The sequence below is a fragment of the Mesorhizobium sp. P3_A8 genome, assembly GCF_056402995.1.
Map to the genome: position 1 here is coordinate 87,247 of NZ_JBFUGI010000012.1, position 24,950 is coordinate 112,196.

At 63.3% G+C, this 24,950-nt stretch carries 24 protein-coding genes; 2 read left to right on the forward strand and 22 right to left on the reverse strand.

The window, feature by feature from the left end; all coding sequences use genetic code 11:
* Nucleotides 1-51: 51 nt before the first annotated feature.
* Genes infB through rimP form a run of 4 tightly spaced genes read right to left on the reverse strand, consistent with a single transcriptional unit; the run spans nucleotide 52 to nucleotide 5,608 of the window.
* Nucleotides 52-2,634 (reverse strand): translation initiation factor IF-2, encoded by a 2,583-nt coding sequence (gene infB, locus AC1DX4_RS25955; protein ID WP_477223024.1) that lies wholly within the window; start codon nucleotides 2,632-2,634, stop codon nucleotides 52-54.
* Nucleotides 2,631-3,281, reverse strand: a complete 651-nt coding sequence (locus AC1DX4_RS25960; protein WP_477223025.1) for an RNA-binding protein — start codon at nucleotides 3,279-3,281, stop codon at nucleotides 2,631-2,633. The genes infB and AC1DX4_RS25960 overlap by 4 nt, the downstream gene beginning before the upstream one ends.
* A gap of 38 nt (nucleotides 3,282-3,319) precedes the next feature.
* Entirely contained in the window at nucleotides 3,320-4,915 is a 1,596-nt protein-coding gene (gene nusA, locus AC1DX4_RS25965; protein ID WP_477223026.1) for a transcription termination factor NusA, read from the reverse strand.
* Between the two features lie 48 nt (nucleotides 4,916-4,963).
* Nucleotides 4,964-5,608, reverse strand: coding sequence for a ribosome maturation factor RimP (gene rimP, locus AC1DX4_RS25970; RefSeq protein WP_477223171.1), 645 nt, complete (start codon nucleotides 5,606-5,608; stop codon nucleotides 4,964-4,966).
* 290 nt (nucleotides 5,609-5,898) lie between these two features.
* Here rimP and AC1DX4_RS25975 point away from each other — a divergent pair, with 290 nt between their 5' ends.
* On the forward strand, nucleotides 5,899-6,063 hold the full coding sequence (locus AC1DX4_RS25975) for a hypothetical protein (RefSeq protein WP_477223027.1): 165 nt from the start codon (nucleotides 5,899-5,901) through the stop codon (nucleotides 6,061-6,063).
* A gap of 29 nt (nucleotides 6,064-6,092) precedes the next feature.
* Here the strand turns inward: AC1DX4_RS25975 and trmB are convergent, their stop codons facing one another.
* From trmB to AC1DX4_RS26065, 18 genes are all read right to left on the reverse strand, one after another.
* A complete protein-coding gene (gene trmB / locus AC1DX4_RS25980; protein WP_477223172.1) occupies nucleotides 6,093-6,794 on the reverse strand; it encodes a tRNA (guanine(46)-N(7))-methyltransferase TrmB in 702 nt (233 codons plus the stop codon).
* Nucleotides 6,795-6,818: 24 nt separating this feature from the next.
* On the reverse strand, nucleotides 6,819-8,084 hold the full coding sequence (gene metK, locus AC1DX4_RS25985) for a methionine adenosyltransferase (RefSeq protein WP_477223028.1): 1,266 nt from the start codon (nucleotides 8,082-8,084) through the stop codon (nucleotides 6,819-6,821).
* 168 nt (nucleotides 8,085-8,252) lie between these two features.
* Complete coding sequence (locus AC1DX4_RS25990; protein WP_027047724.1) at nucleotides 8,253-8,672, reverse strand: helix-turn-helix domain-containing protein; 420 nt, start codon at nucleotides 8,670-8,672, stop codon at nucleotides 8,253-8,255.
* Nucleotides 8,673-8,811: 139 nt separating this feature from the next.
* A complete protein-coding gene (gene lnt, locus AC1DX4_RS25995; RefSeq protein WP_477223029.1) occupies nucleotides 8,812-10,401 on the reverse strand; it encodes an apolipoprotein N-acyltransferase in 1,590 nt (529 codons plus the stop codon).
* A gap of 85 nt (nucleotides 10,402-10,486) precedes the next feature.
* The gene (locus AC1DX4_RS26000; protein WP_477223030.1) at nucleotides 10,487-10,957 is read right to left on the reverse strand and encodes a VOC family protein; all 471 of its coding nucleotides are present in this window, start codon (nucleotides 10,955-10,957) and stop codon (nucleotides 10,487-10,489) included.
* 16 nt (nucleotides 10,958-10,973) lie between these two features.
* Nucleotides 10,974-12,068 (reverse strand): hemolysin family protein, encoded by a 1,095-nt coding sequence (locus AC1DX4_RS26005; protein ID WP_477223031.1) that lies wholly within the window; start codon nucleotides 12,066-12,068, stop codon nucleotides 10,974-10,976.
* A 27-nt stretch (nucleotides 12,069-12,095) separates the two neighbouring features.
* Complete coding sequence (gene ybeY / locus AC1DX4_RS26010) at nucleotides 12,096-12,596, reverse strand: rRNA maturation RNase YbeY (RefSeq protein ID WP_477223032.1); 501 nt, start codon at nucleotides 12,594-12,596, stop codon at nucleotides 12,096-12,098.
* 18 nt (nucleotides 12,597-12,614) lie between these two features.
* On the reverse strand, nucleotides 12,615-13,607 hold the full coding sequence (locus AC1DX4_RS26015; RefSeq protein WP_023766987.1) for a PhoH family protein: 993 nt from the start codon (nucleotides 13,605-13,607) through the stop codon (nucleotides 12,615-12,617).
* Between the two features lie 83 nt (nucleotides 13,608-13,690).
* Nucleotides 13,691-15,100, reverse strand: coding sequence for a tRNA (N6-isopentenyl adenosine(37)-C2)-methylthiotransferase MiaB (miaB, locus tag AC1DX4_RS26020; protein ID WP_477223033.1), 1,410 nt, complete (start codon nucleotides 15,098-15,100; stop codon nucleotides 13,691-13,693).
* A gap of 74 nt (nucleotides 15,101-15,174) precedes the next feature.
* Nucleotides 15,175-15,975, reverse strand: coding sequence for a lyso-ornithine lipid O-acyltransferase (olsA, locus tag AC1DX4_RS26025; protein ID WP_477223034.1), 801 nt, complete (start codon nucleotides 15,973-15,975; stop codon nucleotides 15,175-15,177).
* A 28-nt stretch (nucleotides 15,976-16,003) separates the two neighbouring features.
* Nucleotides 16,004-16,498 carry a GNAT family N-acetyltransferase gene (locus tag AC1DX4_RS26030; RefSeq protein WP_477223035.1) on the reverse strand — a complete coding sequence of 165 codons (495 nt, stop codon included), beginning with the start codon at nucleotides 16,496-16,498 and terminating at the stop codon, nucleotides 16,004-16,006.
* On the reverse strand, nucleotides 16,498-17,175 hold the full coding sequence (gene tsaB, locus AC1DX4_RS26035; RefSeq protein ID WP_477223036.1) for a tRNA (adenosine(37)-N6)-threonylcarbamoyltransferase complex dimerization subunit type 1 TsaB: 678 nt from the start codon (nucleotides 17,173-17,175) through the stop codon (nucleotides 16,498-16,500). The genes AC1DX4_RS26030 and tsaB overlap by 1 nt, the downstream gene beginning before the upstream one ends.
* Before the next feature lie 94 nt (nucleotides 17,176-17,269).
* Nucleotides 17,270-18,373 carry a DUF1513 domain-containing protein gene (locus AC1DX4_RS26040; protein ID WP_477223037.1) on the reverse strand — a complete coding sequence of 368 codons (1,104 nt, stop codon included), beginning with the start codon at nucleotides 18,371-18,373 and terminating at the stop codon, nucleotides 17,270-17,272.
* 2 nt (nucleotides 18,374-18,375) lie between these two features.
* Complete coding sequence (locus tag AC1DX4_RS26045; RefSeq protein ID WP_477223038.1) at nucleotides 18,376-19,455, reverse strand: imelysin family protein; 1,080 nt, start codon at nucleotides 19,453-19,455, stop codon at nucleotides 18,376-18,378.
* Complete coding sequence (locus AC1DX4_RS26050) at nucleotides 19,455-21,056, reverse strand: di-heme oxidoreductase family protein (protein ID WP_477223039.1); 1,602 nt, start codon at nucleotides 21,054-21,056, stop codon at nucleotides 19,455-19,457. Before AC1DX4_RS26050 ends, AC1DX4_RS26045 begins: the two co-directional genes overlap by 1 nt.
* A gap of 12 nt (nucleotides 21,057-21,068) precedes the next feature.
* Nucleotides 21,069-21,554: a bacterioferritin gene (gene bfr, locus AC1DX4_RS26055; RefSeq protein WP_477223040.1), complete on the reverse strand. Its 486-nt coding sequence runs from the start codon at nucleotides 21,552-21,554 to the stop codon at nucleotides 21,069-21,071.
* A complete protein-coding gene (locus AC1DX4_RS26060) occupies nucleotides 21,520-21,831 on the reverse strand; it encodes a (2Fe-2S)-binding protein (RefSeq protein WP_477223041.1) in 312 nt (103 codons plus the stop codon). Before AC1DX4_RS26060 ends, bfr begins: the two co-directional genes overlap by 35 nt.
* 113 nt (nucleotides 21,832-21,944) lie before the next feature.
* On the reverse strand, nucleotides 21,945-23,234 hold the full coding sequence (locus tag AC1DX4_RS26065; RefSeq protein ID WP_477223042.1) for an imelysin family protein: 1,290 nt from the start codon (nucleotides 23,232-23,234) through the stop codon (nucleotides 21,945-21,947).
* Nucleotides 23,235-23,667: 433 nt separating this feature from the next.
* Here AC1DX4_RS26065 and AC1DX4_RS26070 point away from each other — a divergent pair, with 433 nt between their 5' ends.
* Nucleotides 23,668-24,921: an NAD(P)/FAD-dependent oxidoreductase gene (locus tag AC1DX4_RS26070; RefSeq protein WP_477223043.1), complete on the forward strand. Its 1,254-nt coding sequence runs from the start codon at nucleotides 23,668-23,670 to the stop codon at nucleotides 24,919-24,921.
* Nucleotides 24,922-24,950 lie beyond the last annotated feature (29 nt).

Below are 24,950 nucleotides of genomic sequence, written 5' to 3' on the forward strand. Positions count from 1 at the left end.
GATGGGCGGCGGTCTTTCGACCACCGCCCGAGACAGACAAGTTACTCGAACTCAGAGTGTCCGGGTCACCATCTCGACGCGGAAGCACTCGATGACGTCACCGACGCGCATGTCCTCGTAGTTCTGGAAGGCCATGCCGCACTCCTGGCCGCCGGGGACTTCCGAAACTTCGTCCTTGAAGCGCTTGAGCGTCTTCAGCGTGCCTTCGTGGATGACGACGTTGTCGCGGATCAGGCGCACGCCCGCGCCACGCTCGACCTTGCCTTCGGTGACACGGCAGCCGGCGATCTTGCCGACCTTGGTGATGTCGAAGATCTCGAGGATCTCGGCATTGCCGATGAAGGTCTCGCGACGCTCCGGCGACAGCAGGCCCGACAGAGCCGCTTTCACATCATCCACGAGGTTGTAGATGATCGAGTAATAGCGGATCTCGATGCCCGCGGCCGCGGCCGCGGCACGTGCCTGCACGTTGGCGCGAACGTTAAAGCCGATGATCGCCGCACCCGACGTTTCAGCCAGCGAGACATCGCTTTCGGTGATGGCGCCGGCGCCGGCATGGACGATGCGCGCACGCACCTCGTCGGTGCCGAGCTTGTCCAACGCGGCGTTGATGGCTTCGATCGAACCCTGCACGTCACCCTTGATGACCAGCGGGAATTCCTTCAGCCCGCTCGTCTGCAGCTGCGACATCATCTGTTCGAGCGAGCCGCGCTGGCCGGCATGCTTGGCCACAGCCTTCTCGCGTGCCAGACGCTGGCGATACTCGGTGATCTCGCGAGCGCGGGCCTCGTTGTTGACCACGGCGAAGCGGTCGCCAGCCTGCGGGGTTCCCTGAAGGCCGAGCACCTCGACCGGCATTGCCGGCGGCGCTTCCTTGATCTGTTCGCCGCGATCGTTGACCAGCGCGCGCACCCGGCCCCATTCGTTGCCGGCAACAAGGATGTCGCCGGGCATCAGCGTGCCGGTCTGCACCAGCACGGTGGCAACGGGGCCACGGCCCTTGTCGAGCTGCGCCTCGATGACGACGCCTTCGGCGGTACGATCTGGATTGGCCTTCAGGTCGAGGATTTCGGCCTGCAGCAGGATCGCCTCGAGCAGCTTGTCGAGATTGGTACCCTTGGTCGCCGACACTTCGACGTCCAGCACCTCACCGCCCATAGATTCGACGAAGACTTCATGGCGCAGCAGTTCGGAGCGAACCTTCTGCGGATCGGCGTCATGCTTGTCGATTTTGTTGATCGCCACGATGATCGGAACGCCGGCCGCCTTGGCATGGCTGATCGATTCGATCGTCTGCGGCATGACGCTGTCGTCGGCCGCCACCACCAGGATGGCAATGTCGGTGGCCTGGGCGCCGCGGGCGCGCATCGCCGTGAAGGCAGCGTGGCCGGGCGTGTCGATGAAGGTGATCTTGTGACCATTCTTCTCGACCTGATAGGCACCGATATGCTGGGTGATGCCGCCGGCCTCGCCGGAGACGACATTGGCATTGCGGATCGCGTCGAGCAGCGAGGTCTTGCCGTGGTCGACATGGCCCATGATGGTCACGACAGGCGGACGCGACACCAGGTCCTCGGTGTTGTCGGCGATGTTGAACAGGCCTTCCTCGATGTCGGACTCGGCGACGCGGCGGACCGTATGGCCGAACTCGGTGGCGACCAGCTCGGCCGTGTCGGCGTCGATGACGTCGCCCGGCTTCAGGATCTGGCCCTGCTTCATGAAGTACTTCACCAGATCGACCGCACGCTCGGACATGCGCTGCGCCAGTTCCTGGATGGTGATGGTCTCCGGCAGGATCACTTCGCGCATGACTTTCTCGCGCGGCTCATTGTGCATCGCGCGTTTGAATTTTTCCTGGCGACGACGCATCGACGACAGCGAACGGGCCCGCGCATCCTCGTCGGATAGCGCGGAATTCAGCGTCAGCTTGCCACGGCGGCGGTCTTCCTCGCTTTTGGTCGGCTTGGCCGGACGCGCCACTTCGGGCGTGACCAGACGGCGCACTGGCGCACCGGCTACGGCCCGCTTCGGCTTGACCTCTTCCTCGTCATCGGCGGTTGCCAATTCAGCGGCTTGCGGCGCCCGGCGGCGCGCCTCTTCCTCGGCGCGGCGGCGGGATTCGGCCTCGGTCTGCAACCGTGCCTCTTCCTCGGCCTGGCGGCGCGCGGAGTCCTCGCGTTCGCGCTTGCGGCGCTCTTCGTCATCGGCGCGGCGCTTGGCATCTTCGGCGGCGCGCTGGCGGTCTTCGACCTCGCGGACCTTCGAGCCCTCAAGCGCCCTGCGGCGCGCTTCCATTTCGCTGCGCGACAGCTCGTTCAGCACCATACCGCCACGTTCGACCGGGGCTGGTGGTGGCGGCGGAGGAGGCGGAGGAGGTGCCTTGGGCGCTTCCTGTACGACAGGCGCGGCCACAACCACCGGCTTCGGTGTGAAGACGGGAGCAGCGACCGGCTCCGGCTTGTCGCCGGGCATCGAAAATTTGCGCTTCTTGGTTTCGACGACGACCTGCTTGGTGCGGCCGTGCGAGAAGTTCTGACGCACAGTGCCCTGCTCCATGCCGGGGCGCTTCAGCGTCAAGGTCTTCTTCGGCGTCACACTCAGCGTATTGTCGTCACCCGATTTCGTATCGCTCATTCCATATCCTCTGCGGCATCATCTTCGTCAGCAACAGCCGCAAGCATTGCCAAATCGTCCGGGGTACCGCCCCGATATCGGTCGAGCGCAACCATGCGCTTCTGGACCGCCTTGCCCGCGTCTCCCGCGAGAACGGCAGCATGTATCACATTTGTGCCCCCCAATGCCAAGCTCAACTCGGCCTCGGAGAAAAGTTTGTAGGCAAGGATGGAAGGGCCGCCGAGATGGACAGTCGCCCGTCGCGCCTGGCTGATCTTGCGCACGCCGTCGTCTGACGCTTCGGTTGCGTGGAGCACAAAAAGCGCCAGCCCGCCGCGCACCGCACTCTCTACCTTGGTAGCACCAAGAGAAATCGCGCCTGCCTTGCGGGCGAGACCCAGCATGCCCAGAGCGGATCTGGAAAGCAGCCCATCGACCATGCCGCCAAGATCCGGCGGCACAACCACCTGTGCCTTGAAGGCGCGGGCAAAAAGGTTCTTGGCCGCCGCCTTGTCAATATGTAGGCGGTCAGCGCTCACCCAGCAACCACGGCCGGGCAGATTTCTCTTGAGATCGGGAACGACGGCCGAATCCGGGCCGACGACGAACCGGATCAATTCATCCGGTTCGGCCTGCTTGCGTGTAACGATGCAGGTGCGATCGTTCATCTCGTCCAGGGGCGGGTTCGGTGCGATGCGGTTTCACCTCACGCACCGACGGCTTCGTCAGCCGACACTTCTTCGGCCGCAAGCTCGTCTTCGGTGATCCAGCCGGCCTTGAGGCGGGCATTGAGAACCATCTGCTCGGCATCGGCGCGCGACACGCCGTGATTGGCGAGCACGCCCGGGAATACCTTGGTCTCGCCGTCCTTGCGTTCCTTCCAGCCGGTCAGGTCATCAGCGGCATAGCCGGCGAAATCCTCGATCGTCTTCACGCCGTCCTCGCCGAGCGTCACCAGCATGGCGGTGGTGATGCCGGGGATTTCGCGCAGCTCGTCCGCGACGCCGAGCGCCTTGCGCTTGTCGTCGTGCTCGGCCTCGATCTTCTCCAGATATTCGCGGGCGCGGGTCTGGATTTCCGAAGCGGTATCTTCGTCGAAGCCGTCGATCGAGGCGATCTCACCAGAGTCGACATAGGCGACTTCCTCAACGCTGGTGAAGCCTTCGGAGGCCAGCACCTGGCCGACCATCTCGTCGACGTCGAGGGCTTCCATGAACAGCGCCGAGCGCTCGACGAATTCCTTCTGGCGGCGCTCGGATTCCTCGGCTTCGGTCAGGATGTCGATGTCCCAGCCGGTGAGCTGCGAGGCGAGACGCACGTTCTGGCCGCGGCGGCCGATGGCCAGCGACAGCTGATCGTCGGGAACCACCACCTCGATGCGCTCGGCGTCCTCGTCGAGCACGACCTTGGCGACTTCCGCCGGCTGCAGCGCGTTGACGATGAAAGAGGCAGCCGAAGGCGACCACGGAATGATGTCGATCTTCTCGCCCTGCAATTCGCCGACGACGGCCTGGACGCGGCTGCCGCGCATACCGACGCAGGCGCCGACCGGATCGATCGAACTGTCCCGCGAGATGACGGCGATCTTGGCGCGCGAGCCCGGATCGCGGGCAACCGACTTGATCTCGATGATGCCGTCATAGATTTCCGGCACTTCCATGGTGAAGAGCTTGGCCATGAACTGCGGATGGGTGCGCGACAGGAAGATCTGCGGGCCGCGCTGCTCGCGACGCACGTCGTAGACATAGGCGCGGACGCGGTCGCCATACTTGTAGTTCTCACGCGGAATCAGCTCGTCACGGCGGATGATCGCCTCGCCACGGCCGAGGTCGACAATGACGTTGCCGTATTCGACGCGCTTGACGGTGCCGTTGACGATCTCGCCGATGCGATCCTTGTATTCGTCGTACTGGCGGTCACGCTCGGCCTCGCGCACCTTCTGCACGATGACCTGCTTGGCCGACTGGGCGGCGATGCGGCCGAAATCCATCGGCGGCAGCTGTTCGGCGATGAAGTCGCCAAGCTGGGCGTCGGGATTGCGCTCGCGGGCCGAGGAAATGGCGATCTGCGTGGCGTAGTCGTCGACCTTTTCGACCACTTCCATCAGCCGCTGCAGCTTCATCTCGCCGGTGTTCGGGTTGATGTCGGCGCGGATGTTGGTTTCCTGGCCATAACGCGAGCGCGCCGCCTTCTGGATCGCATCGGCCATGGCGGCGATGACGATCGACTTGTCGATCGACTTTTCACGCGCGACCGCATCGGCAATCTGCAGCAGTTCAAGTCTGTTGGCGCTAACAACCATCTTATTTCTCCCGAGCTTGTTGCCGAGCTTTTACGCCCGGCCGCTCAATCATAGTTCCTGTTCGATTTCGTCTTCCGCGCCGCCTTCAGCACCCTCGGGGGCATCATCAGGCTCGCCGCGGCGTTTCTTGGCTTCCTTGCGTTCCCGGTTGTCCTTCGACAACGCCTCACGGATGAGGTCGTCGGTAAGGATCAGCCGCACATCGGCGATCGCGTCATAGGGAACGCGCACCGTCGGCTCCTCGCCATAGGCCGCCTTGTCGCGCTCGATCAGCACGTCGTTTTCACCGGCCTCGGCGATCTTGCCCTTGAAGCGCTTGCGATCGGCGACGACGACCGATGTTTCCATCTTCACCAGATGACCGGTCCAGGTTACAAAATCCGATTTGCGCACCAACGGCCGGTCGATGCCGGGCGAAGACACTTCGAGATGATAGGCCTTTTCGATCGGATCATCGACATCGAGCGCCGGCGATACCGCGCGGCTGACCTCTTCGCAATCCTCGACTGTCATGGTGCCGTCGTCGCGCTCGGCCATGATCTGCAGCGTCAGCCCGTTCTGGCCGGACAGATGCACGCGCACCAGGCGAAAGCCGATGCCGCGCAGCACCGGCTGGACGATCAGCGCAATGCGCGCATCGATGCCGCTTTCGCGGATGATGCGGTCGTCACCTTCGCTTGCCGTTGCAGTCATCAAGTACCTGTCGTTCGTTTCGAACCTATCGGCAGGTAATAAAAAAGAGCGGGACCGGGTGGACCCACTCTTCGTCATACCGACCAAGAATTTGAGGCTGATATAGACGAACACGGCCGGTGTTTCAAGCCCGCCGTGCCGGGCCGGCAAAAGCCCTGACAGCATCAGCCTTGCTCCAGGCGCATGGCGCCCATGCGGCAATCCCCCTGTGACAGCCTGCGGTGCGCTCTTATTTATTAGCCACGACACGAACAGAAGTGGCGCGCGGTGGCGCGCGAAAGGACAAGATCATGAGCAACCGCAGACTATTTTCCGCCTTGGGCAATCTCTTCACCACATTCGGCAGCGCTATCGCCGCATCGCGCGCCGTGGAAGCCGGCCGTAAGCCGCGCGCTGACGATTTGCGCGCGCTCGGCATGGACCCAGCCATCTTCAATAGGATTGGCCGTTTCTGAAAACTTCGCGAGAGGCGTCGTGACGGCGCCTATTTCCTGACAAAGGTCAGATAGGCCGGCCGACGGCCCTCGCGGATGGCCTTCGCCTCGTAACGCGTACCTGGCCAGCCCTCGTAAGGGCCGTGCCAGTCGGCAGCCCCAGATGCCTGCCATGCGAAGGCACCATGCGCCCGGCAATGCAGCAAGGTCCAGTTCACATAGGTGTCGATATCGGACGCGAAGCGGAATTTTGAACCCGGCTTCAGGACGCGCGCGAAACGGTCGAGATTGACCGGGCTGACGAAGCGCCGCTTCCAGTGCTTCTTCTTCGGCCACGGATCGGGATAGAGAAGGTCAATGCCGTCGAGCGAGGCCGGCGGCAGCCAGTCGAGCAGCCGGGTGGCGTCATCGTCATGGACCCTGAGATTGGCCAGTGGCCTTGCTCGCACCGCCATCATCATCTTGGCCATGCCGTTGACGAAGGGTTCGACACCGATGAAGCCTATCGTCGGCGCCTCGATCGCCCGGTGCAGAAGATGTTCGCCGCCGCCAAAGCCGATCTCGAGTCGGACAGCCGAAACGTCAGTTTCAAACAGAGTGCGCAGATTCGACGGCGCTTCGGCCGTCAGATCGAGCCGATAGGCGTCGAGCCCGCTTTCCAGGGCCGCTGCCTGCTGCGGGCGAACGGGCTTGCCGCGCCGGCGACCGAAAAAAGCTTCGGTCGCACGGTTTGGCCTGTCTTGCGGGCTCATCTGGTGGCAGGTCTGTCGTGGCACTCAGGCCGCGACAGCATCCTTGAGCGCCTTGGCGAGATCGGTCTTTTCCCAGGAGAAAGACCCGTCACGGCCAGCCTTGCGGCCGAAATGGCCGTAAGACGACGTCTTGGCGTAGATCGGCTTGTTGAGGTCGAGATGGCGGCGGATGCCTGACGGCGACAGGTCCATCACGGTGCGCAGCGCATCCTCGAGCTTTGCCTCGTCGACCTTGCCGGTGCCGTGCAGGTCGACATAGACCGACAAAGGCTGGGCAACGCCGATGGCGTAGGAAAGCTGGATGGTGCAGCGGTCGGCAAGTTTCGCCGCCACGACATTCTTGGCCAGATAGCGCGCCGCGTAGGCCGCCGAACGGTCGACCTTGGTGGTGTCCTTGCCGGAGAACGCGCCGCCGCCATGCGGTGCCGCGCCACCATAGGTGTCGACGATGATCTTGCGGCCGGTAAGGCCGGCGTCGCCGTCCGGACCGCCGATGACGAACTTACCGGTCGGGTTGATGTACCACATGCAATCGTCGGCAATCTTGAGGTCGCCAAGTGCCTCGCGGATGTAGGGTTCGACGACCTTGCGGACCTTGTTTGAATCCCACGTGGCGTCGAGATGCTGAGTCGACAGCACGATCTGCGTTGCCTCGGCGGCCTTGCCGTCAATGTAGCGGACAGTAACCTGGCTCTTCGCGTCCGGGCCGAGCTTGCCGGCCTCGCCATTGTTTTCGTGACGGGCGGCGGCCAGAAGTTCCAGGATCTTGTGGCTGTAGTAGATCGGCGCCGGCATCAGGTCCGGCGTCTCGCGGCAGGCGTAACCGAACATGATGCCCTGGTCGCCGGCACCTTCCTCGCCCTGGCGGTCGGCGGCGTTGTCGACGCCCTGGCCGATGTCGGGCGACTGGCCGTGCAGGAGAACCTCGATCTTGGCGGTCTTCCAGTGGAAACCGGCCTGTTCGTAGCCGATCTCGCGAATCGCCTTGCGGGCGACCGACTTGAACTTGGCTGGGTTGATGATCGAATGTCCGGCCGCATCCTTGAGGATATTGCCGGCCTTGTCCTTCTTCAGCAGCGTCTCGGGGACGCGCACTTCGCCGGCGATGACGACACGGTTGGTGGTGGCGAGCGTCTCGCAGGCGACACGGACTTTCCATGGGTCCATGCCGGTCTTCTTGGCTTCGCGGTAGACCAGATCGACAATTTCGTCGGAGATCCGGTCACAGACTTTGTCGGGATGGCCCTCGGCAACGGATTCCGAGGTAAAGAAGTAGTTCTGCCGCGTCACGGGTGTCCCCTCTTGAAAAACGATCGGCAGGCTGCCGATTTTGGCGCGCCACGTGTTAGCGGGGCAAAGCGCCGCTCGTCAAGCGTTGCCGCCATTCTGGCACGACTGTCGATGTCGATATCTTGTGCCACCGGCGGCGAATGCCGCCGGTTCGAGGCGCATTGAGGGTCAGTCGAGATCGTCCGCGGCGAGCGACTTCACCAGGTCGATGATCCTGCGACGCACCTTGACGTCGGCGATCTTGACGAAGGCCCGGTTGAGCTGAAGGCCTTCGGGACTGCCGCAGAACTCAACGGCGAAAGCCATCGATGCGTCCTCCGAAAAGCCACGGCCGGCCACCGCTTCCTGGCCAGGCGCATCCTCGAAGAAGAAGGCGACGGGCACGCCGAGTATGGAGGCTATCGCCTGCAGCCGGCTGGCGCCGACGCGGTTGGTGCCCTTTTCGTATTTCTGGATTTGTTGAAATGTGATGCCGAGATTCTCACCCAGCTTTTCCTGGCTCATTCCGAGCATGTTGCGCCGAAGCCGGATGCGACTTCCAACGTGGATGTCGATGGGATTCGGTTTCTTCTTGTTTTCTTCTGTCATTTTTTCCTCGCCGAATTTTTTCGGCTTTGTGATTTTTTTCTCGCCCAAAAAAGGCCGGAGGCGACTGCCCCAACAGTACGATCCACCGGCTTCGAGAAATTTTCAGGCGATACAGTATGAGTTTCTAATGTGTCGACTGTCAATTCACCCGTAGCCTTTGCCTTACGTTCAACAGCGCCCCCATGAGCGCAAACAGCAACATGATCAGCATTCCGTTAATGCGCCGCTGGCCCGAGGAAACGACCGTCTGTCCGGCAATCGGCACCTTCACATCGATGGCTCCGCGCGCATTGATCGCCAGCGCATCGACGATGCGACCGTGTGGATCGACGACGGCCGAGATGCCGTTGTTGGCAGCACGCAGCAAGGGCAATCCGTTCTCCACCGCACGAATCTGGGCCTGCCTGAAATGCTGATACGGTCCCGGTGTGTCCCCGAACCAGGCATCATTGGTAACGTTCACAATAAGCTGCGCTGACGTAGCGTCAACTGCCACAAGATCGGGAAAGATCACCTCATAACAGATAAATGGAAGGGCGCGGATGCCGCCCGGCAGCGTGATGGCGTGGCGCTCGTTGCCGGCGGCGAACGTCACCGGACCGGCGACAAGCTGTGCAATGCCGAAACGGTTGAGAAGGTCGGCGAAAGGCAGGTACTCGCCGAACGGCACCAGATGGACCTTGTCGACGGCGTCAGCGATTTCGCCCTTGTCGTTGATCGCCACGACGGAATTGTAATAGCGGCTGTCGGCGGCCGCGGACCTGCCTTCCTCGCGAACGACGCCGGCGATCAGCATCTGACCGTCGGCCAGCATGTCACCCAGCGCCGTCAATGCGTCCGGGCGCTCGGTGAAGAGGAACGGCACCGAGGTTTCCGGCCAGATAATGAGCTGTGGCTTGCCGTGACCCGGGTCAGGCGCCTTGGCGGACAGGCCGAGCAAAGTGGCGAAGATGCGGTCGCGCACCGAGGCGTCCCATTTTTCACTGAGGTCGACGGCCGGCTGGACGATGCGGACATCCAGGCTGCGCTCCGCCGGCTTTTCAGGAGCGGTAAGCCTGACATAGCCGAAGCCGACATGGGCTGATGCAAGCAGGACGAACAGTGCGGCGCCCAGGCGACGGTGCCGGCGCGCCGCCAGCAGCGCCGGCAGCGAAAAGAGGAACACGGCAAGCACGTTCATGCCGATCATGCCGGTCACCGACACGCTCTGCATCATCAGGGGTACCGGCATCGCGGCGTAGCCGATGGCATTCCAGGGAAAACCGGTGAACAGGAAGCCGCGCAGCCACTCGGTCAGCCCGAAGCCGAAGGCAAGGGCGGCGATGCGGCCGATATCGCTGCTCCACAGCAGCCGGGCGACCATGGTTGCGAAGCCGTAGAAAAAGGCGAGCGCGAAGGGAATGCCGATCACGGCAAAGGGCAGCGCCCAGGCAAAGTCGTCGGCCTCGACCAGCAGCGCGGAGCCGATCCACCAGAGACCGGCGAGAAAGTAGCCGAAACCAAACCACCAGCCGACGGCGAAGGCCGGCCGCAGGCGCCGGAACAGGCTGCCGGAGGCCTCGCCGGTCGCGCCGTCGAGCAGCCAGACCAGCAGCGGAAACGAGATGAAGCAGGCGGCGAAAAAATCGTAGGGCGCCTGGCCAAGCACCGCCAGGGCGCCTGCAAGAAACGCCACGAGTGCGCGCCGCCAACCCCAAAGCAGAATTATCCGGCCGGCCAGGCGCTCCATGCATACTTCCGAGTCGCGCGAATCAGGACGCAAGATTTATCAGGCCGCGGCCCGCGCTCCAAACGCCGGCCTGTCAGCCGCCGCGCTAACGGTGCCAGCCGTCAATGCGCAGACCGCTCAACCGCTCGGCCTCTTCGCGGGAGACGGAACGGATGGGCTGGGTGAAGGTCCAGACATGGCCCTCGGGATCGCGGGCCCGATACTGGCGTTCGCCGTAGAACTGGTCCGCGGGCTCCTGGATTATGTCTGCGCCGGCCGCCCTCGCCTGTTCGCAATGCGCATCCAGGCCGTCCTTGAGCCTGACATAGACCGATTGCGTGTTCTTGCCCGAGACCGAAGCCGGGCTCGCGACATACTCACTCCATTCGGAATCGACGATGATAGTGCAATCGCCAAACCGCATCTCGGCATGGACGAGCTTTCCCTCGGCATCACTGACCACCATGCTGCGCTCGAAGCCGAAAGCCGCTTCCAGCCACGCCAGCGCGGCACGAGGATCCCTGTAGAAGACACCGGACCCCAGACTTGCGTGCTTGAACGGGTCGTCGATCGTCATCGAGCGAGCGGAAAACTCACGCCTGCTCGGTGCGCGCCGTGGCACGCCGGCGGCGCTCGCCCTTCTGGCTCTGCACGATGCGCACGCGTTTGACGCGGCGCGGATCGGCGTCGAGCACATGGAACTCGAAGCCTGGAATGGCCTGCACCACCTCGCCGCGCGCCGGCACGCGGCCGAGCGTGTTGAAGATCATGCCGCCGATCGTGTCGACATATTCGCCATGTTCGCCGGCAGCGAAGTCCTCGCCGATCATCTTGGCGACTTCGTCGATCTCGGCCTTGCCGTCAACGATGAAAATGCCGTCACCGGCCTGGGTGATCATCGGCTCATCGTCGTCATGCTCGTCCTCGATGTCGCCGACGACCATCTCGACAATGTCTTCGAGCGAAACAAGCCCGTCGGTGCCGCCATATTCATCGATGACCAGCGCCATCTGCGTGCGCGTGGTCTGCATGCGGCCCATCAGGTCGGAGGCCAGCATCGATGGCGGTACGAACAGAACCTGGCGGATCAGATTGAGCTCGCCGATGGTGCGTGCGAGGTCGACCTGAGCGAGATCCAGCTGCGTGACGACAGGCGTCTTCCTGGTCGCGCGGCCCTTCTTGACGCGCGCGAGCTTGGTGATGTGGGCCAGTACGTCGCGGATATGGACCATGCCGCGCGGATCGTCGAGCGTCTCGGAATAGACCGGCATGCGGGAATGGCCGGACTGTTCGAAGGTGCCCAGGAGATCGCCGAGCGTCGTGGTGATCTCGACCGCCTCGATGTCGGCGCGCGGCACCATGACATCCTCGACGCGCACTTCGCGCAGCCGCAGGATGTTGTTGAGCATGGCGCGCTCGCCAGGCGAGAAGGATTCGGCGTCACTGGCCGTCTCGGCAAGCGCGCCGGCGATTTCCTCACGCAGGCTGGTGCCGTTGCGTTGCCTGAACAGGCCCAAAACGCGGTCGAACAGGGAGGGGCCGGCAGGCGAATGCTCGCTGGCAGCGCTGCCGGTGCTGGCAGCACCAGGGGTAACGGTACTCGGACTTGATCCCTCTTCCGACGTATCGGAAGCCTTGGGCGCACTGCCGGCGTCGGGGCGGGCGGCAGTTTCTGGTTTGTCGTTCATCGTCGTCCGGTCAATTGTCAGATGTAGTTACGCGTAGGGATCGGGAATGGCAAGCCTTGCAAGGGCTGCGCGTTCGATGGCTTCCATCTCCTCGGCCTCGGCGTCGGTCTCGTGATCATGGCCCAGCAAATGCAGCAGGCCGTGGATGACGAGATGGGTGATATGGTTCTGCACCGGCTTGTCTTCCAGTGCCGCTTCGCGTGAAACCGTCTCAGCGGCGAGCACGATATCGCCCAGCATCGGTGGCAATGGGCCGCCTTTCACATGTGGAAAAGCCGGGAAAGACAAGACGTTGGTGGGTTTGTCCTTGCCGCGCCAGTCGGCATTGAGGGTCCGGATATGGGCGTCGTCGGAAAAAACGATGCTGAGTTCGGAAGAACCCGTCAAGCCGGTCTCGGCAAAAGCGGCGCCAACCGCGCGGTCGACCAGCCGCGTCAGGCTGGCCTCATCGGGCCAGTCGCCGGCTTCGACCGATATATCGATGTCGACGGGAGGATTCCCGTCGCCGGATATTTTGTCCTCAGGCATGAAGCCGCATCGTCAAGATCAATTCTCGGCGCCCAGGCCGCGCGCCAGCTTGGCGTCGCGGTCATAGGCCCTGACGATTTCCGCCACCAGCGGATGGCGAACGACGTCGATATCGTTGAAGCGCACGGTGACCGCGCCGGCCACGCCGTCGAGGACACGCAAGGCTTCGACCAGGCCTGATTTGGTGCTCGGAGGCAGGTCGATCTGGGTCGGATCGCCGGTGACGATCATGCGCGAGTTCTCGCCGAGACGGGTCAGGAACATCTTCATCTGCATCGGCGTGGTGTTCTGCGCCTCGTCGAGAATGACGGCGGCATGCGCCAGCGTGCGGCCGCGCATGAAGGCGAGCGGCGCGATCTCGATCACCTCGGCGGCAATGGCACGCTCGACCTTGTCGGCCGGCATCATGTCGTAGAGCGCGTCATAAAGCGGCCGCAGATACGGATCGACCTTTTCCTTCATGTCGCCGGGCAGGAAGCCCAAGCGTTCGCCGGCCTCGACGGCCGGCCGCGACAGGATGATCCGCTCGACCATGCCGCGTTCCAGCAGCATCGCCGCATGCGCCACCGCCAGATAGGTCTTGCCGGTACCGGCCGGACCGATGCCGAACACCAGTTCCGACCGCTCCAGCGCCCGCATATAGGCGTCCTGGTTCAGCGAGCGGGCATAGATCGTCTTCTTGCGGGTGGCGATCTGGGCGGCGGAGACCTTGCCCTTGCGCTCCAGCGTCGGCAGCGTCAGCTGATCGTCGGCGGCGACCGCCATGCGCACGGCGCCATCGACGTCGGACTGGCCGATATCGACGCCCTTCTGCAGAATCCCGTAGAGATTGTCCAAGGCGCGGCGCGCCTGTTCGGCGGCAGAAGCCGACCCCTTGATGGTCAGCTGGTTGCCGCGCGAGCGGATATCGACGCCGAGCTTCTGCTCGAGCCGGGCGAGGTTCTCGTCGAACTGACCGTAAAGGGCGCTGGCAAGCTTGTTGTTGTCGAAAGTCAGAACGATGTGCGCCATGTCAGAAGCCCCAGATGCCGGTACCGGGGGCAGGTTCTTCAGCTCTGCTGCGCTCAACCGTCTCTCCTCATCTGCCGAGACCATCAGGCCAATTCGGCGAACAGGCTATTGTAGCCCGTCTTCGTGATTCGCACCTGGATAATGTCACCGATTTCGCCGGCCTTTTCATCAACAATAACCGGCTGCAGCCAAGGTGAGCGGCCGACCTTCTGGCCTGCCTGCCGTCCGGGCTTCTCGATCAGCGTGTCGATGGTGCTGCCGACCAGGCTCAAACCGAAATCCTGCTGCTGTTTCAAGAGCAATGCCTGCAGGCGTTGCAGGCGCTCGTCCTTGACCGTTTCCGGCACGTGATCGGGCATGTCGGCGCCCGGCGTGCCGGGGCGCGGCGAATATTTGAACGAAAAGGCCGAGGCGTAATTCACCTGGCGCACAAGATCCATGGTCGCCTCGAAATCGGCCTCGGTCTCGCCGGGGAAGCCGACGATGAAATCGCCGGACAGCGCGATATCGGGCCGTGCCGCGCGGATACGGTCGAGCAATGCCAGATAATCCTTGGCCGTATGCCTGCGGTTCATCGCTTTCAGGATGCGGTCGGACCCCGATTGCACCGGCAGATGCAGATAAGGCATCAGCGACGGCAGGTCGCGATGGGCAGCGATCAGTTCGTCGTCCATGTCGCGCGGATGGCTGGTGGTGTAGCGCAGCCGCGCCAGACCGGGGATTTCGGCCAGCCTGAACAGCAGCCGGCCAAGGCCCCATTCCTCGCCGTTGTCGCCCTTGCCATGCCAGGCATTGACGTTCTGGCCAAGCAGCGTCACCTCGCGCACGCCGGCTTCGGCCAGGCGCTCGGCCTCGGCGACGATCTGCGCCACCGACCGCGACACTTCAGATCCCCTGGTGTAGGGCACGACGCAGAAGGTGCAGAACTTGTCGCAGCCTTCCTGCACGGTGAGGAATGCGGTGACGCCGCGCTTGATCACCTCGGCGCGCTTGGGTTGCGGCAGATGGTCGAACTTGTCCTCGATGGCGTAGTCGGTCTCGACGATCTTTTCGCCGTTGCGCACTCTCGCCAGCACGTCGGGCAGACGGTGATAGGTCTGCGGCCCGATGACCAGATCGACGGCCGGCGAACGCCGGATGATCTCCGCGCCCTCGGCCTGCGCCACGCAGCCGGCGACGCCAATCAGCAGTTCGCGGCCGGCAATGGCGCGCTCCGCCTTCATGTCGCGGATGCGGCCGAGTTCGGAATAGACCTTTTCCGCCGCCTTTTCCCTGATGTGGCAGGTGTTGAGCAGCACCAGATCGGCCTCGTCGATGGCATCGGTCGCGGTATAGCCGTCGGCTGCCAGCGCATCGCCCATGCGCTGTGAATCATAAACGTTCATCTGGCAGCCATAGGTCTTGATGAAGACCTTTTTCGCTGCCGTGGCGCCAGCAGCCGGCTGCCCGGCCACGGTGCCGATGTCGTCGCTTTCAATCGTGTTCAAGTCCATCCGGCGGCTTCTAACGCCTTTCCGCGACAAAAAACAGACGATTCTCGGCATGCGCCTGCTGGCGTATGCCGGGGCTAGCGGCTCGGACGCGGATCGGCGAGTGCCGCCTGCATCATCTCGCGCACCTGGCTTTCCATCAGCCTGGCCGTTTCCTTGCGGTTCGAGCCCTTGGCAAAGGCGATCGGCTCGCCGAAATGCACCTCGACGTCGAGCGCGCCTTCCGCCATCAGCACTTTCAGATGCGGCATCAAATCCTCGTCGCCGATCCAGGCCGAGATCGGCCGATGGCGGCGGCCGAGCGGCACGCCGTGCAGGCGCGTGTAGGCGATCGCCACCGGCTGGATGAACACCTGCTCGGCAGCACCCTCCGAAATCGCCATCGAGGCGGCGCCGAACAGTGTGCTTTTGAAGGGCAGGACAGCATTGCCGTCACCGGTCGAGCCCTCGGCGAACAGCACCATGGCGTCGCCCTTGGCCATGCGGCTGGCGATCTCGCTGGCCTGGTCTCCCGAGGAACGCTTGCGTTCGCGCTCGATAAAAACGGTGCGCTGCAACTTGGACAGCATGCCGATCAGCGGCCAGCCTTCCATATCGGCCCTGGCGATGAATTTCACATCGGCAAAGGAGCCCAGCACCATGATGTCGGTCCAGGAGATGTGGTTTGCGGCAACCAGGAGGGGCCGTTTGTCGGACAACGCCCCCTTGATATGGACGCGCATGCCGAGCGCTCTGAGGATCAGCCTGTGCCAGATTTTGAGGATGACGGTTTCCGGCCACCAGCCGGTCTTCATCGACAGTATCTGCAATGGCACCAGGACCAGCGAACCGGCGACGACAAGGCCCAGGGCCAGGAAAATCCTGATTCTTCCGATCATACTGTCCTGGCCTTATCCCGGCGTCTGGCTAGCGAAGATCCCGGCGCATGACAAGCGCGCCGGTCGGCCCGCGATCGGGCGACTTGTAGTAGTCCGGGCGCTTGCCGACTTCGCGGAAGCCCAGCCGACGATAGAGGGCAATCGCGGCGACATTGGTCTCGTCGACCTCGAGGAATAGCGCTTCGGCGCGCTGCACATGCAGTTCGCGCAGTACCGCATCCATCAACTGCCAGCCCAGCCCCTGGCGACGATGCGATCGCGCCACCGCGACGGTCAGGATTTCGCCTTCGCCGGCAGCCAGCCTCGCCAGCACGAAGCCGACTGGCGGCTTGGCGCCCTGCCCGGTTTCGCGCGCCGCGTAGCCGAAGACGGTGTCCTGCTCGAGCAAGGCGGCGAACTCGCCATCGGTCCACGGGCGGACGAAGTCCTCGCGGTGCAGCAACGAGACTGTCGGGCTGTCGGTGATCCTGAGCGGCTCGAGCGCATAATCCCGGCGGCGCGATTGGAGAAAAGGTATGCGCATTAATTTTGTTGCCTTGATAAAATGAACCCGGCCTGCGGCTTGGCGTCCGCGCCGCGCAAATAAAGTGGTTTCGGCCTTTCGCCCTCGCCTTTGGCGGCGGCCAGACGTGCATATGTGGCAATGTCGGCGGTGGCCGTCCGGGGCCCTGTATCGAAATCCCGGCCCGCCGATGCGGCGATCTCTACCGCCGCGGTGCCGGCAAGCACCGCAGCGTACTCGATCGCTAAGACAGTGGCTTCCGGCAATGTGGTCACCGCTGGTCCGTAAGTTAAAACTAACGCTTTGTCGTAAAGCGCGGCATGGATTTCGTCACGCCCGGCATCGAGCGCCGCCAGGACTGCACGGCCGGGAAATGCCGCTGCAGCTTCAGCCGCGAGCGCTTCGAGCGTCGTCACACCGATCGCAGGAATTTTCAGCGCCAGCGCCAGACCACGCGCGGTCGACACGCCGACGCGCAGGCCAGTGAAGGAACCGGGACCGATGGAGACGGCAATGGCGCCAAGGCCGGCATAGTTGGTTTCGCCCGCCGTCAGCGCCTCGGCGATGACGGCCATCAGGTGCTCGGCATGGCCCTTGCCGAGATCGAGCACCGAGCGGCCAAGCTCCATCCCAGCCGCCGCGTCGTAGACGCAGGCGGCGCAGAGGCTGGCGGCACAGTCGATGGCAAGCACTTTCATGAGGTGACCGCTTCCGAGAAACACCTCCCTGTGCCCGCCACGGCGCGCCACCGCAAGCATAATTTGTTAAGCGGCTTCGCTTCCCAGCGCGCTATCAGACCTGTTCGATGCGCAGCATGTGGTTGTCCCAGACATAGTCCGGCTCGGACCGCATCGCGCCGCTGCCCTCGATGATCGCGCCGGCGCCGGTGGTGGCCATGAAGCCAGCTCCGTCGGGAGCCACGCCACAGACCTCGACCAGCGCACTGTTCGAGAGAACCTGGCCGTTGGCCGCATCGATCACCACAAGCGAATTGCCTTCCGGCGATGAGACGGCGACGGTGCCGGCCAAAGGATTGGCGGCAACCGAGCCGATATAGTTGCGGAAGCCGGACAGTACGTCCTGCGGCATGTCGAGCAGCTGCAACTCCTTGCCGCGCGTGGCGCGGCCGACCAGCAGCGGACGATCGGTGCCGGGACCCCGGTATTGGCAGCCGAACCAGACGGTGCCGGATGGGTCAGTGTCCATGTGACGGATCGACAGCTGGTGCAGTGAAGCCGGCAATTCGTGCTTTTCGATCAAGTCGCCGGAGACGCGGTCGATCAGTACATAGGACGGCTTCATGGTGGCGATGTTGAGCTCGGCGCGACCATAATCGGGATGGGTCTCGATGCCGCCATTGGCCACCGCGATCGTCCTGCCGTCACCCAGCAGCAGAAGCTCGTGCGGGCCCATGCCGTAGGTCGGGAATTCGCCGATGCGCTTGAATTTCGCCCGCGCGTCGTAGACGCCGACGACACCGGCGGCGTTGTCGAAATCGTTCTCGGTGGCATAGAGCAGCGCCCCGTCGGGCGAGAACACGCCATGGCCGAAGAAATGCCGGCCGCTGACGCTGGCGATGGTCAGCGGGGCGTCGCGCCCGGTGTGATCGAAAACGACGGCAAAGGTGCCGGGCTGGCGGGCGAAGACCACCGAACGCTTCGAGACGGGATCGAAGGTGACGTCATGGCCGCGATCGGGCAGGTCGATCGCATGGAGCAGCTTGCCGGCCTCGGACAGGACGGCGGCGCCAAAACTGCCGTCACGCTTGACGAAAGCCGTGGCGAAAACGGCGTCGACAGCAAGCGTCTTCGCCCAGGCCGACGGCGCCATCACGGCAGCAAAGCCGATGCCTGCGGCCCTGAGGAAATCCCGGCGATCGATGAGAGGCGTCTTCAAGATCAGTCCCCATCCAGCGAGGAGAAGCCAGCGGTCAGGCCGAATTCGGCGGTCAGCCTGGTGCCGATCAGCGTCGACAGGCTGGAGGTGATCAGCGCGAAATGCTCGAGTTTTTCGCGCATCGCCGGGTCCGCCAACGTCTTGTCGATCGGACCCTGAATGGACTTCGCGGTGGCGACGCCGTTGACCAGCTGGATGTGGATCGATTCCGCCATCCAGCGCGCATCTTCAGGCAAGGCATCGCCAAGTTTCGAGGCCTGGAACAGCGCATCGATGCCGGCGAGATTTCCCGCAAGCGAATTGGCGGTGTTTTGCGAACGCCAATAGATTGCCTGCTTCGGCTTGTCCGCCTCGGGCTTGCCGCCGAAAAAGCCCTTCAGGCGGACATCCCTCACCATTTCCAGCTCGTTGATGAAGACGCCGACCAGTTCGGTCACCGCTTCGTTGCCGTCGCGGTAGAGGGCGTTCTGCGGTCCCGGATTGGCCCAGAGTGCGGCAAAACCGTCCGGCTTGTTCCAGGCTGCGCTGACTTCACCAGCCATGGTTTCGATATTGCCGGCAATCGCAGCGCCATAGGCGCAGCGATAGGGATCATCCTTGCCCGCCAGCGCGTCGGCGCCGTCGCCGTAGAGCACGAATTCCAACGCGCCGAGCCCCTGCATGGCGACACTCTTGCCGGCCAGTTGTGCCGGATCGGTAGCGCCGGCGTCCTTGTTCGACAGCGCGGCCTGCACCTGTTTCAGGCCGATGCTCTTGCGATCCGGCCAGAACAGCGTGCGCTCCAGACGGTTGTTCTCCTTGATCGGCCCGAAGCCGATGATCTCGGCCGATGACCAGGCATAGACCGTGGCCGAAAATTCGGCCTGCGCCGCGTCGAGTTCCCCTTGCGAAGGCGCTTCGCAAAGCTTGTGCATCGCCTTCGTCAGGGCTTCCGCATGCTGCTGCAGGTCGGCATAGGCCGGCCTGACAAAGCCGTCGATCGCCCGCTGGATGATGTCGGAGGCTTTCACCGCCGCCGATGCCGGGAGAACGCCCAGCAGAACCAGCGGCAGAACGAGAACCAGTGCGGAACGCTTCAGCATTAGAATGACTCCAGGAATTTGAGCAGCGCATCGCGCTCGGCCGCGTTGGCGGCGGCAAAGCGGTCGCGCGCCTTTTGCGCCTCGCCACCATGCCACAGGATCGCCTCGGTCAGGCTGCGCGCGCGGCCATCGTGCAGAAAGAAGGAATTGCCGTTGACGGTTTCGGTGAGGCCGATGCCCCAAAGCGGCGGGCTGCGCCATTCGCTTCCCGTCGCATCGCCCACAGCCTGGCCGTCGGCCAGATCGGGACCCATGTCGTGCAGCAGGAAGTCGGAATAGGGCCAGATCAATTGGAAGGCCTGCGCCTTGTTGGGCGCGTCGCGGCGGGTAACAAATTTCGGCGTGTGGCAGGAAACGCAGCCGATTTCATAGAAGACCTTCTTGCCGGCGAGCACATCAGGCGCGGCGAGATCGCGGCGTGCCGGCACGGCCAGGTTTTGCGAATAGAAGGTGACGAGATCCATCACCGGCGGCGGTGCCTCGACCGGGCCGAGCCGCTCCTGGACGCCATTCGGCATGGCGAGGCATTTTGCTTGCGCCGCGGTGCAGTCGCCCCAATGTTTTGGTTCTTCCGGCGTCGAGATGCCGATGTCGCCGGCAAAGGCGTCCGCCGCCTGCTGGCGGATCGATGCTGTCTGCGCCTTCCAGCCGAAACGGCCAAGCATCAGCTCCCCGCTCAGGCTGTCGCGCACTATGTTCGGCCTGCCGGAAATGCCATCGCCGTTTCGATCGTCCGGATCGGCATTGGCCAGAATGTCCGCCGGCGCGATCTGCTCGATCAGGCCAAGGCCGATCATCGGCGGCGTCAGGCGTGGCGACAGCGTGGTGCGCGGATCAAGCGGCCCATAGGCAAGATCGGTGACGGCGTAGCCGGGTTTGCGCAGGGAAACCACCGTGCCGTCCGTCAGTTCCACCTTACGATCGAGATAGTCGACACGCATCCGACCTTCGCCGCGCAGACCGGGTACGGCCAGTTCCTGCAACTGCGTGCCATAGACCGGGTCGGGAAAGTTGAGCAATTGGTGGCTGGCAATGGCTGCTTTCTCCTCGGCGTTGCTGGCGTCGCGCGCCAGCCGCAGGAACATCGAGGTGGTGCCGGTATCGCCTTGCGGCGGACGGCCGCGACCATCCTTCAGATGGCAGTTCTGGCAGGCGCGTTCGTTGAACAGCGGACCAAGCCCGTCGGACGCCTGCGTCGAGGATGGCGACGAGACCCAGTTCTTGCGAAACAAAGCGTTGCCGAGCTTGAAAGTGCCCTCTTCCTCGAAGGTGAGGTTGGCCGAGGATTGCGAGAAGGCGTCGCGGTCGACGTTCTTCTTCGAGGTGCGGGCGCCACCTTGCATCAGCTCGAACGCCTCGGGTTTGGAGAAATCCGTGGTCGGCCTGGTGACGGCGATGACGCGCGCCTGATCTTTTTGATTAAGGTCGCTGCGCGTGGTGGCGAGCCCGGCTGGCTGAAGGTCGCCGGCAAGCGCCGACGATGTCAGCGCCAGCGCTAGAATGGTAAAACGCCGACGAGCCGGTCCGGCTGGTCTTCTCAGGAGAAGCGGCGAGCCGGCGGCCCGCCGCAAGCGGCGCAGGAATTCTAGCAGGCGCCGCATTCCCGCATGCCTTTACTCCGCCTCGTTGGCCGCGTCTGCGTTGAGCTGGCCGTACTTCTCCTCGCCGATCGAGGCGAGCAGGTCGAGCTGCGTCTCGAGGAAGTCGATGTGACCTTCCTCGTCAGCCAGCAGATCCTCGAACAGTTTCATCGTCACGTAATCGCCCACCTCGTGGCAGATTTCGCGCGAACGCTTGTAGGCAGTGCGCGCGTCATATTCGCCGGCAAGATCGGATTCGAGCACTTCCTTGACGTTCTGGCCAATGCGCAGCGGCGCCACGGACTGCAGGTTCGGATGGCCTTCAAGAAAGATGATGCGGGCGATGAGCTTGTCGGCGTGATGCATCTCCTCGATCGATTCGGCCCGCTCCTTCTTGGCCAGCTTGGTGTATCCCCAATCCTCCAGCAGACGGAAATGCACCCAATATTGATTGACGGCTCCAAGCTCCAGGAAAAGAGCCTCGTTAAGCCGCTCGATGATCTGAATTTCGCCTTTCATGGGTTCTGCTCCCGTATTGGACGCGCAGGCCTCTGACGCGATCCAGATGTGAAACGACATCCACGCCGCTCGCCTCCGAGCGGGCGTGGTAATTTTCGGTGACCCGAATGATCGTTTCGACCACATTTGGGAAGCAGCCGCAACAGCGGCCGCGCTTTTGCATCGTGTGATAGACCTTGGCCGGCACGATGAGTTGCCAGGGGTCTTGGTCCAGCAGTCCGATGATCGTCTGCTCGATCTCCCTCTCGGTGATGATATTGCAATGGCAGATCAGCATTTATAGCGCTCGGATGGCTGACGGCGCCTCCCGCGCCGTTTGGCTTGTTTTGGTCCCGGAGCCCATTCCGAAGCCGATTATCAGGCTCCGGACCAAGCTCCAGGTTTCGGCGTTTACTTGAACACCTTGTCCGGTGCGTCGAGGCTGTCGGATCCCTCGAAGGCAATGGCGTTGAGTTTCAGCGAGCCAACGGCGCGTTCGATCGACTTGGTCTGGTCGATCAGCGCGTCGATCGCCGCCTGCACGGTGGCATTACCTGCCGTGTTGCCCTCGGCGATCTGCTGGTCATAGGCCTCGCCCGCCAGTGCCCGCGCCTTGATCGCCTCCATCTTGGCGACGGTGACATCGAGTTTATCGGACAGTTCCTTGTCGATCGCCGGATCGGCCACCTTGACCATGTCATGCACCGAAGGCCCCGAAACGATGGTGCCGTCTAGCCTGGTATAGCTGGCCAGGTAGGCAGCGCGGATGCCGATCGCGTCATAGAGATGGGAATTGTAGGTGTTGTCGGAGAAGCAGTCGTGCTCCTCTTCTGGATCGTGCAGCAGCAGGCCGAGCTTCATGCGCTCGCCGGCGAGTTCGCCGTAGGAGAGCGAGCCCATGCCGGTGAAGATGACCGAGATCGCGGTGTTCGGCTCGCCATCGACCAGGTTCTTGCGCGCCGCGCCGTCTTCCTTCCAGTTGCCGACCATTTCCTGCAGGTCGGAAACCAGAAGCGTGCTGGCGGACTTCAGATATTCGGCGCGGCGGTCGCAATTGCCGCCGGTGCAGTTCTTGAGGTCGTAGTCGGTGTAGGGGCGCTCGCCGGCGCCCGGCCCGGTGCCGTGCAGATCCTGGCCCCAGAGCAAGAATTCGATGGCGTGATAGCCGGTGGCGACATTGGCCTCGATGCCGCCGGCCTCCTGCAGCGTGCCGGAGAGAAATTCCGGCGAAAGCTTCGAGGCATCGACCTTCTTGCCGTTGATCTCGATTTCCTTGTTGGCGATCACATTGGCCGTATAGAGCGCATTCGCATCGGATTCGGTGCCGTAGCTCTTGGCGACATAGTCGATCAGGCCTTCGTCCAGCGGCCAGGAATTCACCTTGCCTTCCCAGTCGTCGACGATCTTGTTGCCGAAGCGGTAGACCTCGGTCTGCTGGTAGGGCACGCGCGATGCCTTCCAGGCGTCGCGGGCGGCATTGAGCGTTTCCGCCGACGGATTGGCCAACAGCGCGTCTACCGCCTTGTCGAGGGCCTGCGCCGTGGTCAGCGAGTCCTCATATTTGGCAAGCGCCATGTCGGAATAGGTCTTGATGACCGGCTTGGCATCGGTTTCCGCCTTGGCAGGCAGCACGAACACCGCCGCCGTCAGCAGCGCCGTGGCACCAATCGCCGCAAGCCTGCCGCCGTATCGTGCTGTCATTATCGCTCTCCAGTTTCTCGGGAATTCTATGAATGGCGCGCACGGCAACCGGCGCCAGGCCATATCGATGCCATAAGGCACAAGACTTGCCGCGCCATCGCGCGGTTCGCGGAAGAAAGACACCAAAATGCCTCCAATCGAACGGGTTCAAGGCCCAAACATCAAAGGGATGCGCTAACGCGCAGGCTTCCATAAAGCTTCGACGCTGGTGGAAGTCAACGAAAATCTACGGGAAAAGCCAATCGAAACAACAGTTTAGAATTATTCTAAACTACAACGCTCAACTTTACGTCCCGGCTGCACCGGCTTTGCCGCCGAACTGTATGATTGACAGCCACCATTCCGAGTGCGACCCGCAAGCGCCGTCTTGCGGCGGCGCCAGACAATTGCCAGTTGGCGAGACATCCTAGAATCGAATCGGGATTGGAATGCGATGAAGAACGGCGTGGTCATTGTCGGTGCGGGTCATGCGGGCGTGCAGGCGGCCGCCAGTCTGCGCGAGGACGGCTATGACGCGCCGGTGATCCTCATCAGTGACGAGAACGAGTTACCCTATCACAAGCCGCCGCTGTCAAAGACCTTCATCAAGGATGCCGAGGCCAAACCGCAACCCTTGCGGGGCGAGGCCTTTTATACCGGCAACGCCATCGACTACCGGGCGGGCATCCGGATTGACCGCATCGATGCCGGCGGACGACGCGTCGACATCGCCGGCGGCGGCACGCTTGCCTTCGACCATCTGATCCTGGCGACCGGATCGCGCCCACGCGTCCTGCCGCTGCCGGGCTCAGATCTTTCCGGCGTTTTGTCGCTGCGTTCGCTGGCCGATGCGCGGCGGATCCGTGAGTTGAGCGCGCAGAGCGAAGATGTCGTCATCCTCGGCGGCGGCTTCATCGGGCTGGAGATCGCCGCGACACTGCGGTCGGCCGGCCGCACGGTAACGGTGGTGGAAGCGGTCGACCGACTGCTTGGCCGCGCGGTGGCACCGGTGGTGGCGAGCCATGTCCGGCAAAGGCTGGAAGCGACAGGCGTGCGCATCCTGACTGGCACCTCGATTTCAAAACTCGAAGGCGAAAACGGCCATGTCGTCGCCGCGATCACCTCATCAGGCGAAAGGCTGCTGGCGCGCATGGTCATTGTCGGCATCGGCGCAGTGCCCAATGTCGAATTGGCGCAGGAAGCCGGCCTCACCATCGCCAACGGCATCCGCGTCGACCACCAGATGCGCAGTTCGATGCCGGAAATCCTGGCTATTGGCGACGCCGCCTCCTACCGGCACTGGTTCACCGGCGGCGACGTGCGGCTGGAATCGGTGCAGAACGCCACCGACCAGGCGCGGCTTGCCGCCCGCACCATCACGGGCCATGCCGATGCCTATTCGGCGGTGCCATGGTTCTGGTCCGACATTGGCGACATGAAGCTGCAGATGGTCGGGCTGACCGCCGGCGGCGACGGCCATGTCGTGCTGGGCGACCTGCCCGACAACAAGTTCTCGATCTACCACTATGCCGGCGACCGGCTGCTCGGCATCGAATCCGTCAACCGCCCCGGCGACCATATGCTCGGCCGCAAGATGCTCGGCGCCGGCTTCTCGCCGACGCCGGAAACTGTTGCGGCGGGGCCGGATGGACTGAAGGCGGCACTGGCCGCTTTCCAGCAGGATGAACCTGCCCGCGCTGCGGGATAGTTGGCAAGGCTGCGGGAAGATCCCGATCT

What these genes read in the sequence shown, in the direction of transcription:
- rimP (WP_477223171.1), bottom strand. Translation starts at nt 5,608, where the DNA reads ATGACTGCAACGGCAAGCGAAGGTGACGACCGCATCATCCGCGAAAGC.
- AC1DX4_RS25975 (WP_477223027.1), top strand. Translation starts at nt 5,899, where the DNA reads ATGAGCAACCGCAGACTATTTTCCGCCTTGGGCAATCTCTTCACCACA.
- AC1DX4_RS25990 (WP_027047724.1), bottom strand. Translation starts at nt 8,672, where the DNA reads ATGACAGAAGAAAACAAGAAGAAACCGAATCCCATCGACATCCACGTT.
- trmB (WP_477223172.1), bottom strand. Translation starts at nt 6,794, where the DNA reads ATGAGCCCGCAAGACAGGCCAAACCGTGCGACCGAAGCTTTTTTCGGT.
- AC1DX4_RS26070 (WP_477223043.1), top strand. Translation starts at nt 23,668, where the DNA reads ATGAAGAACGGCGTGGTCATTGTCGGTGCGGGTCATGCGGGCGTGCAG.
- infB (WP_477223024.1), bottom strand. Translation starts at nt 2,634, where the DNA reads ATGAGCGATACGAAATCGGGTGACGACAATACGCTGAGTGTGACGCCG.
- ybeY (WP_477223032.1), bottom strand. Translation starts at nt 12,596, where the DNA reads ATGCCTGAGGACAAAATATCCGGCGACGGGAATCCTCCCGTCGACATC.
- AC1DX4_RS26000 (WP_477223030.1), bottom strand. Translation starts at nt 10,957, where the DNA reads ATGACGATCGACGACCCGTTCAAGCACGCAAGTCTGGGGTCCGGTGTC.
- olsA (WP_477223034.1), bottom strand. Translation starts at nt 15,975, where the DNA reads ATGATCGGAAGAATCAGGATTTTCCTGGCCCTGGGCCTTGTCGTCGCC.
- miaB (WP_477223033.1), bottom strand. Translation starts at nt 15,100, where the DNA reads ATGGACTTGAACACGATTGAAAGCGACGACATCGGCACCGTGGCCGGG.
- tsaB (WP_477223036.1), bottom strand. Translation starts at nt 17,175, where the DNA reads ATGAAAGTGCTTGCCATCGACTGTGCCGCCAGCCTCTGCGCCGCCTGC.
- AC1DX4_RS25960 (WP_477223025.1), bottom strand. Translation starts at nt 3,281, where the DNA reads ATGAACGATCGCACCTGCATCGTTACACGCAAGCAGGCCGAACCGGAT.
- nusA (WP_477223026.1), bottom strand. Translation starts at nt 4,915, where the DNA reads ATGGTTGTTAGCGCCAACAGACTTGAACTGCTGCAGATTGCCGATGCG.
- AC1DX4_RS26065 (WP_477223042.1), bottom strand. Translation starts at nt 23,234, where the DNA reads ATGACAGCACGATACGGCGGCAGGCTTGCGGCGATTGGTGCCACGGCG.
- bfr (WP_477223040.1), bottom strand. Translation starts at nt 21,554, where the DNA reads ATGAAAGGCGAAATTCAGATCATCGAGCGGCTTAACGAGGCTCTTTTC.
- AC1DX4_RS26050 (WP_477223039.1), bottom strand. Translation starts at nt 21,056, where the DNA reads ATGCGGCGCCTGCTAGAATTCCTGCGCCGCTTGCGGCGGGCCGCCGGC.
- AC1DX4_RS26005 (WP_477223031.1), bottom strand. Translation starts at nt 12,068, where the DNA reads ATGAACGACAAACCAGAAACTGCCGCCCGCCCCGACGCCGGCAGTGCG.
- AC1DX4_RS26030 (WP_477223035.1), bottom strand. Translation starts at nt 16,498, where the DNA reads ATGCGCATACCTTTTCTCCAATCGCGCCGCCGGGATTATGCGCTCGAG.
- AC1DX4_RS26060 (WP_477223041.1), bottom strand. Translation starts at nt 21,831, where the DNA reads ATGCTGATCTGCCATTGCAATATCATCACCGAGAGGGAGATCGAGCAG.
- lnt (WP_477223029.1), bottom strand. Translation starts at nt 10,401, where the DNA reads ATGGAGCGCCTGGCCGGCCGGATAATTCTGCTTTGGGGTTGGCGGCGC.
- AC1DX4_RS26045 (WP_477223038.1), bottom strand. Translation starts at nt 19,455, where the DNA reads ATGCTGAAGCGTTCCGCACTGGTTCTCGTTCTGCCGCTGGTTCTGCTG.
- AC1DX4_RS26015 (WP_023766987.1), bottom strand. Translation starts at nt 13,607, where the DNA reads ATGGCGCACATCGTTCTGACTTTCGACAACAACAAGCTTGCCAGCGCC.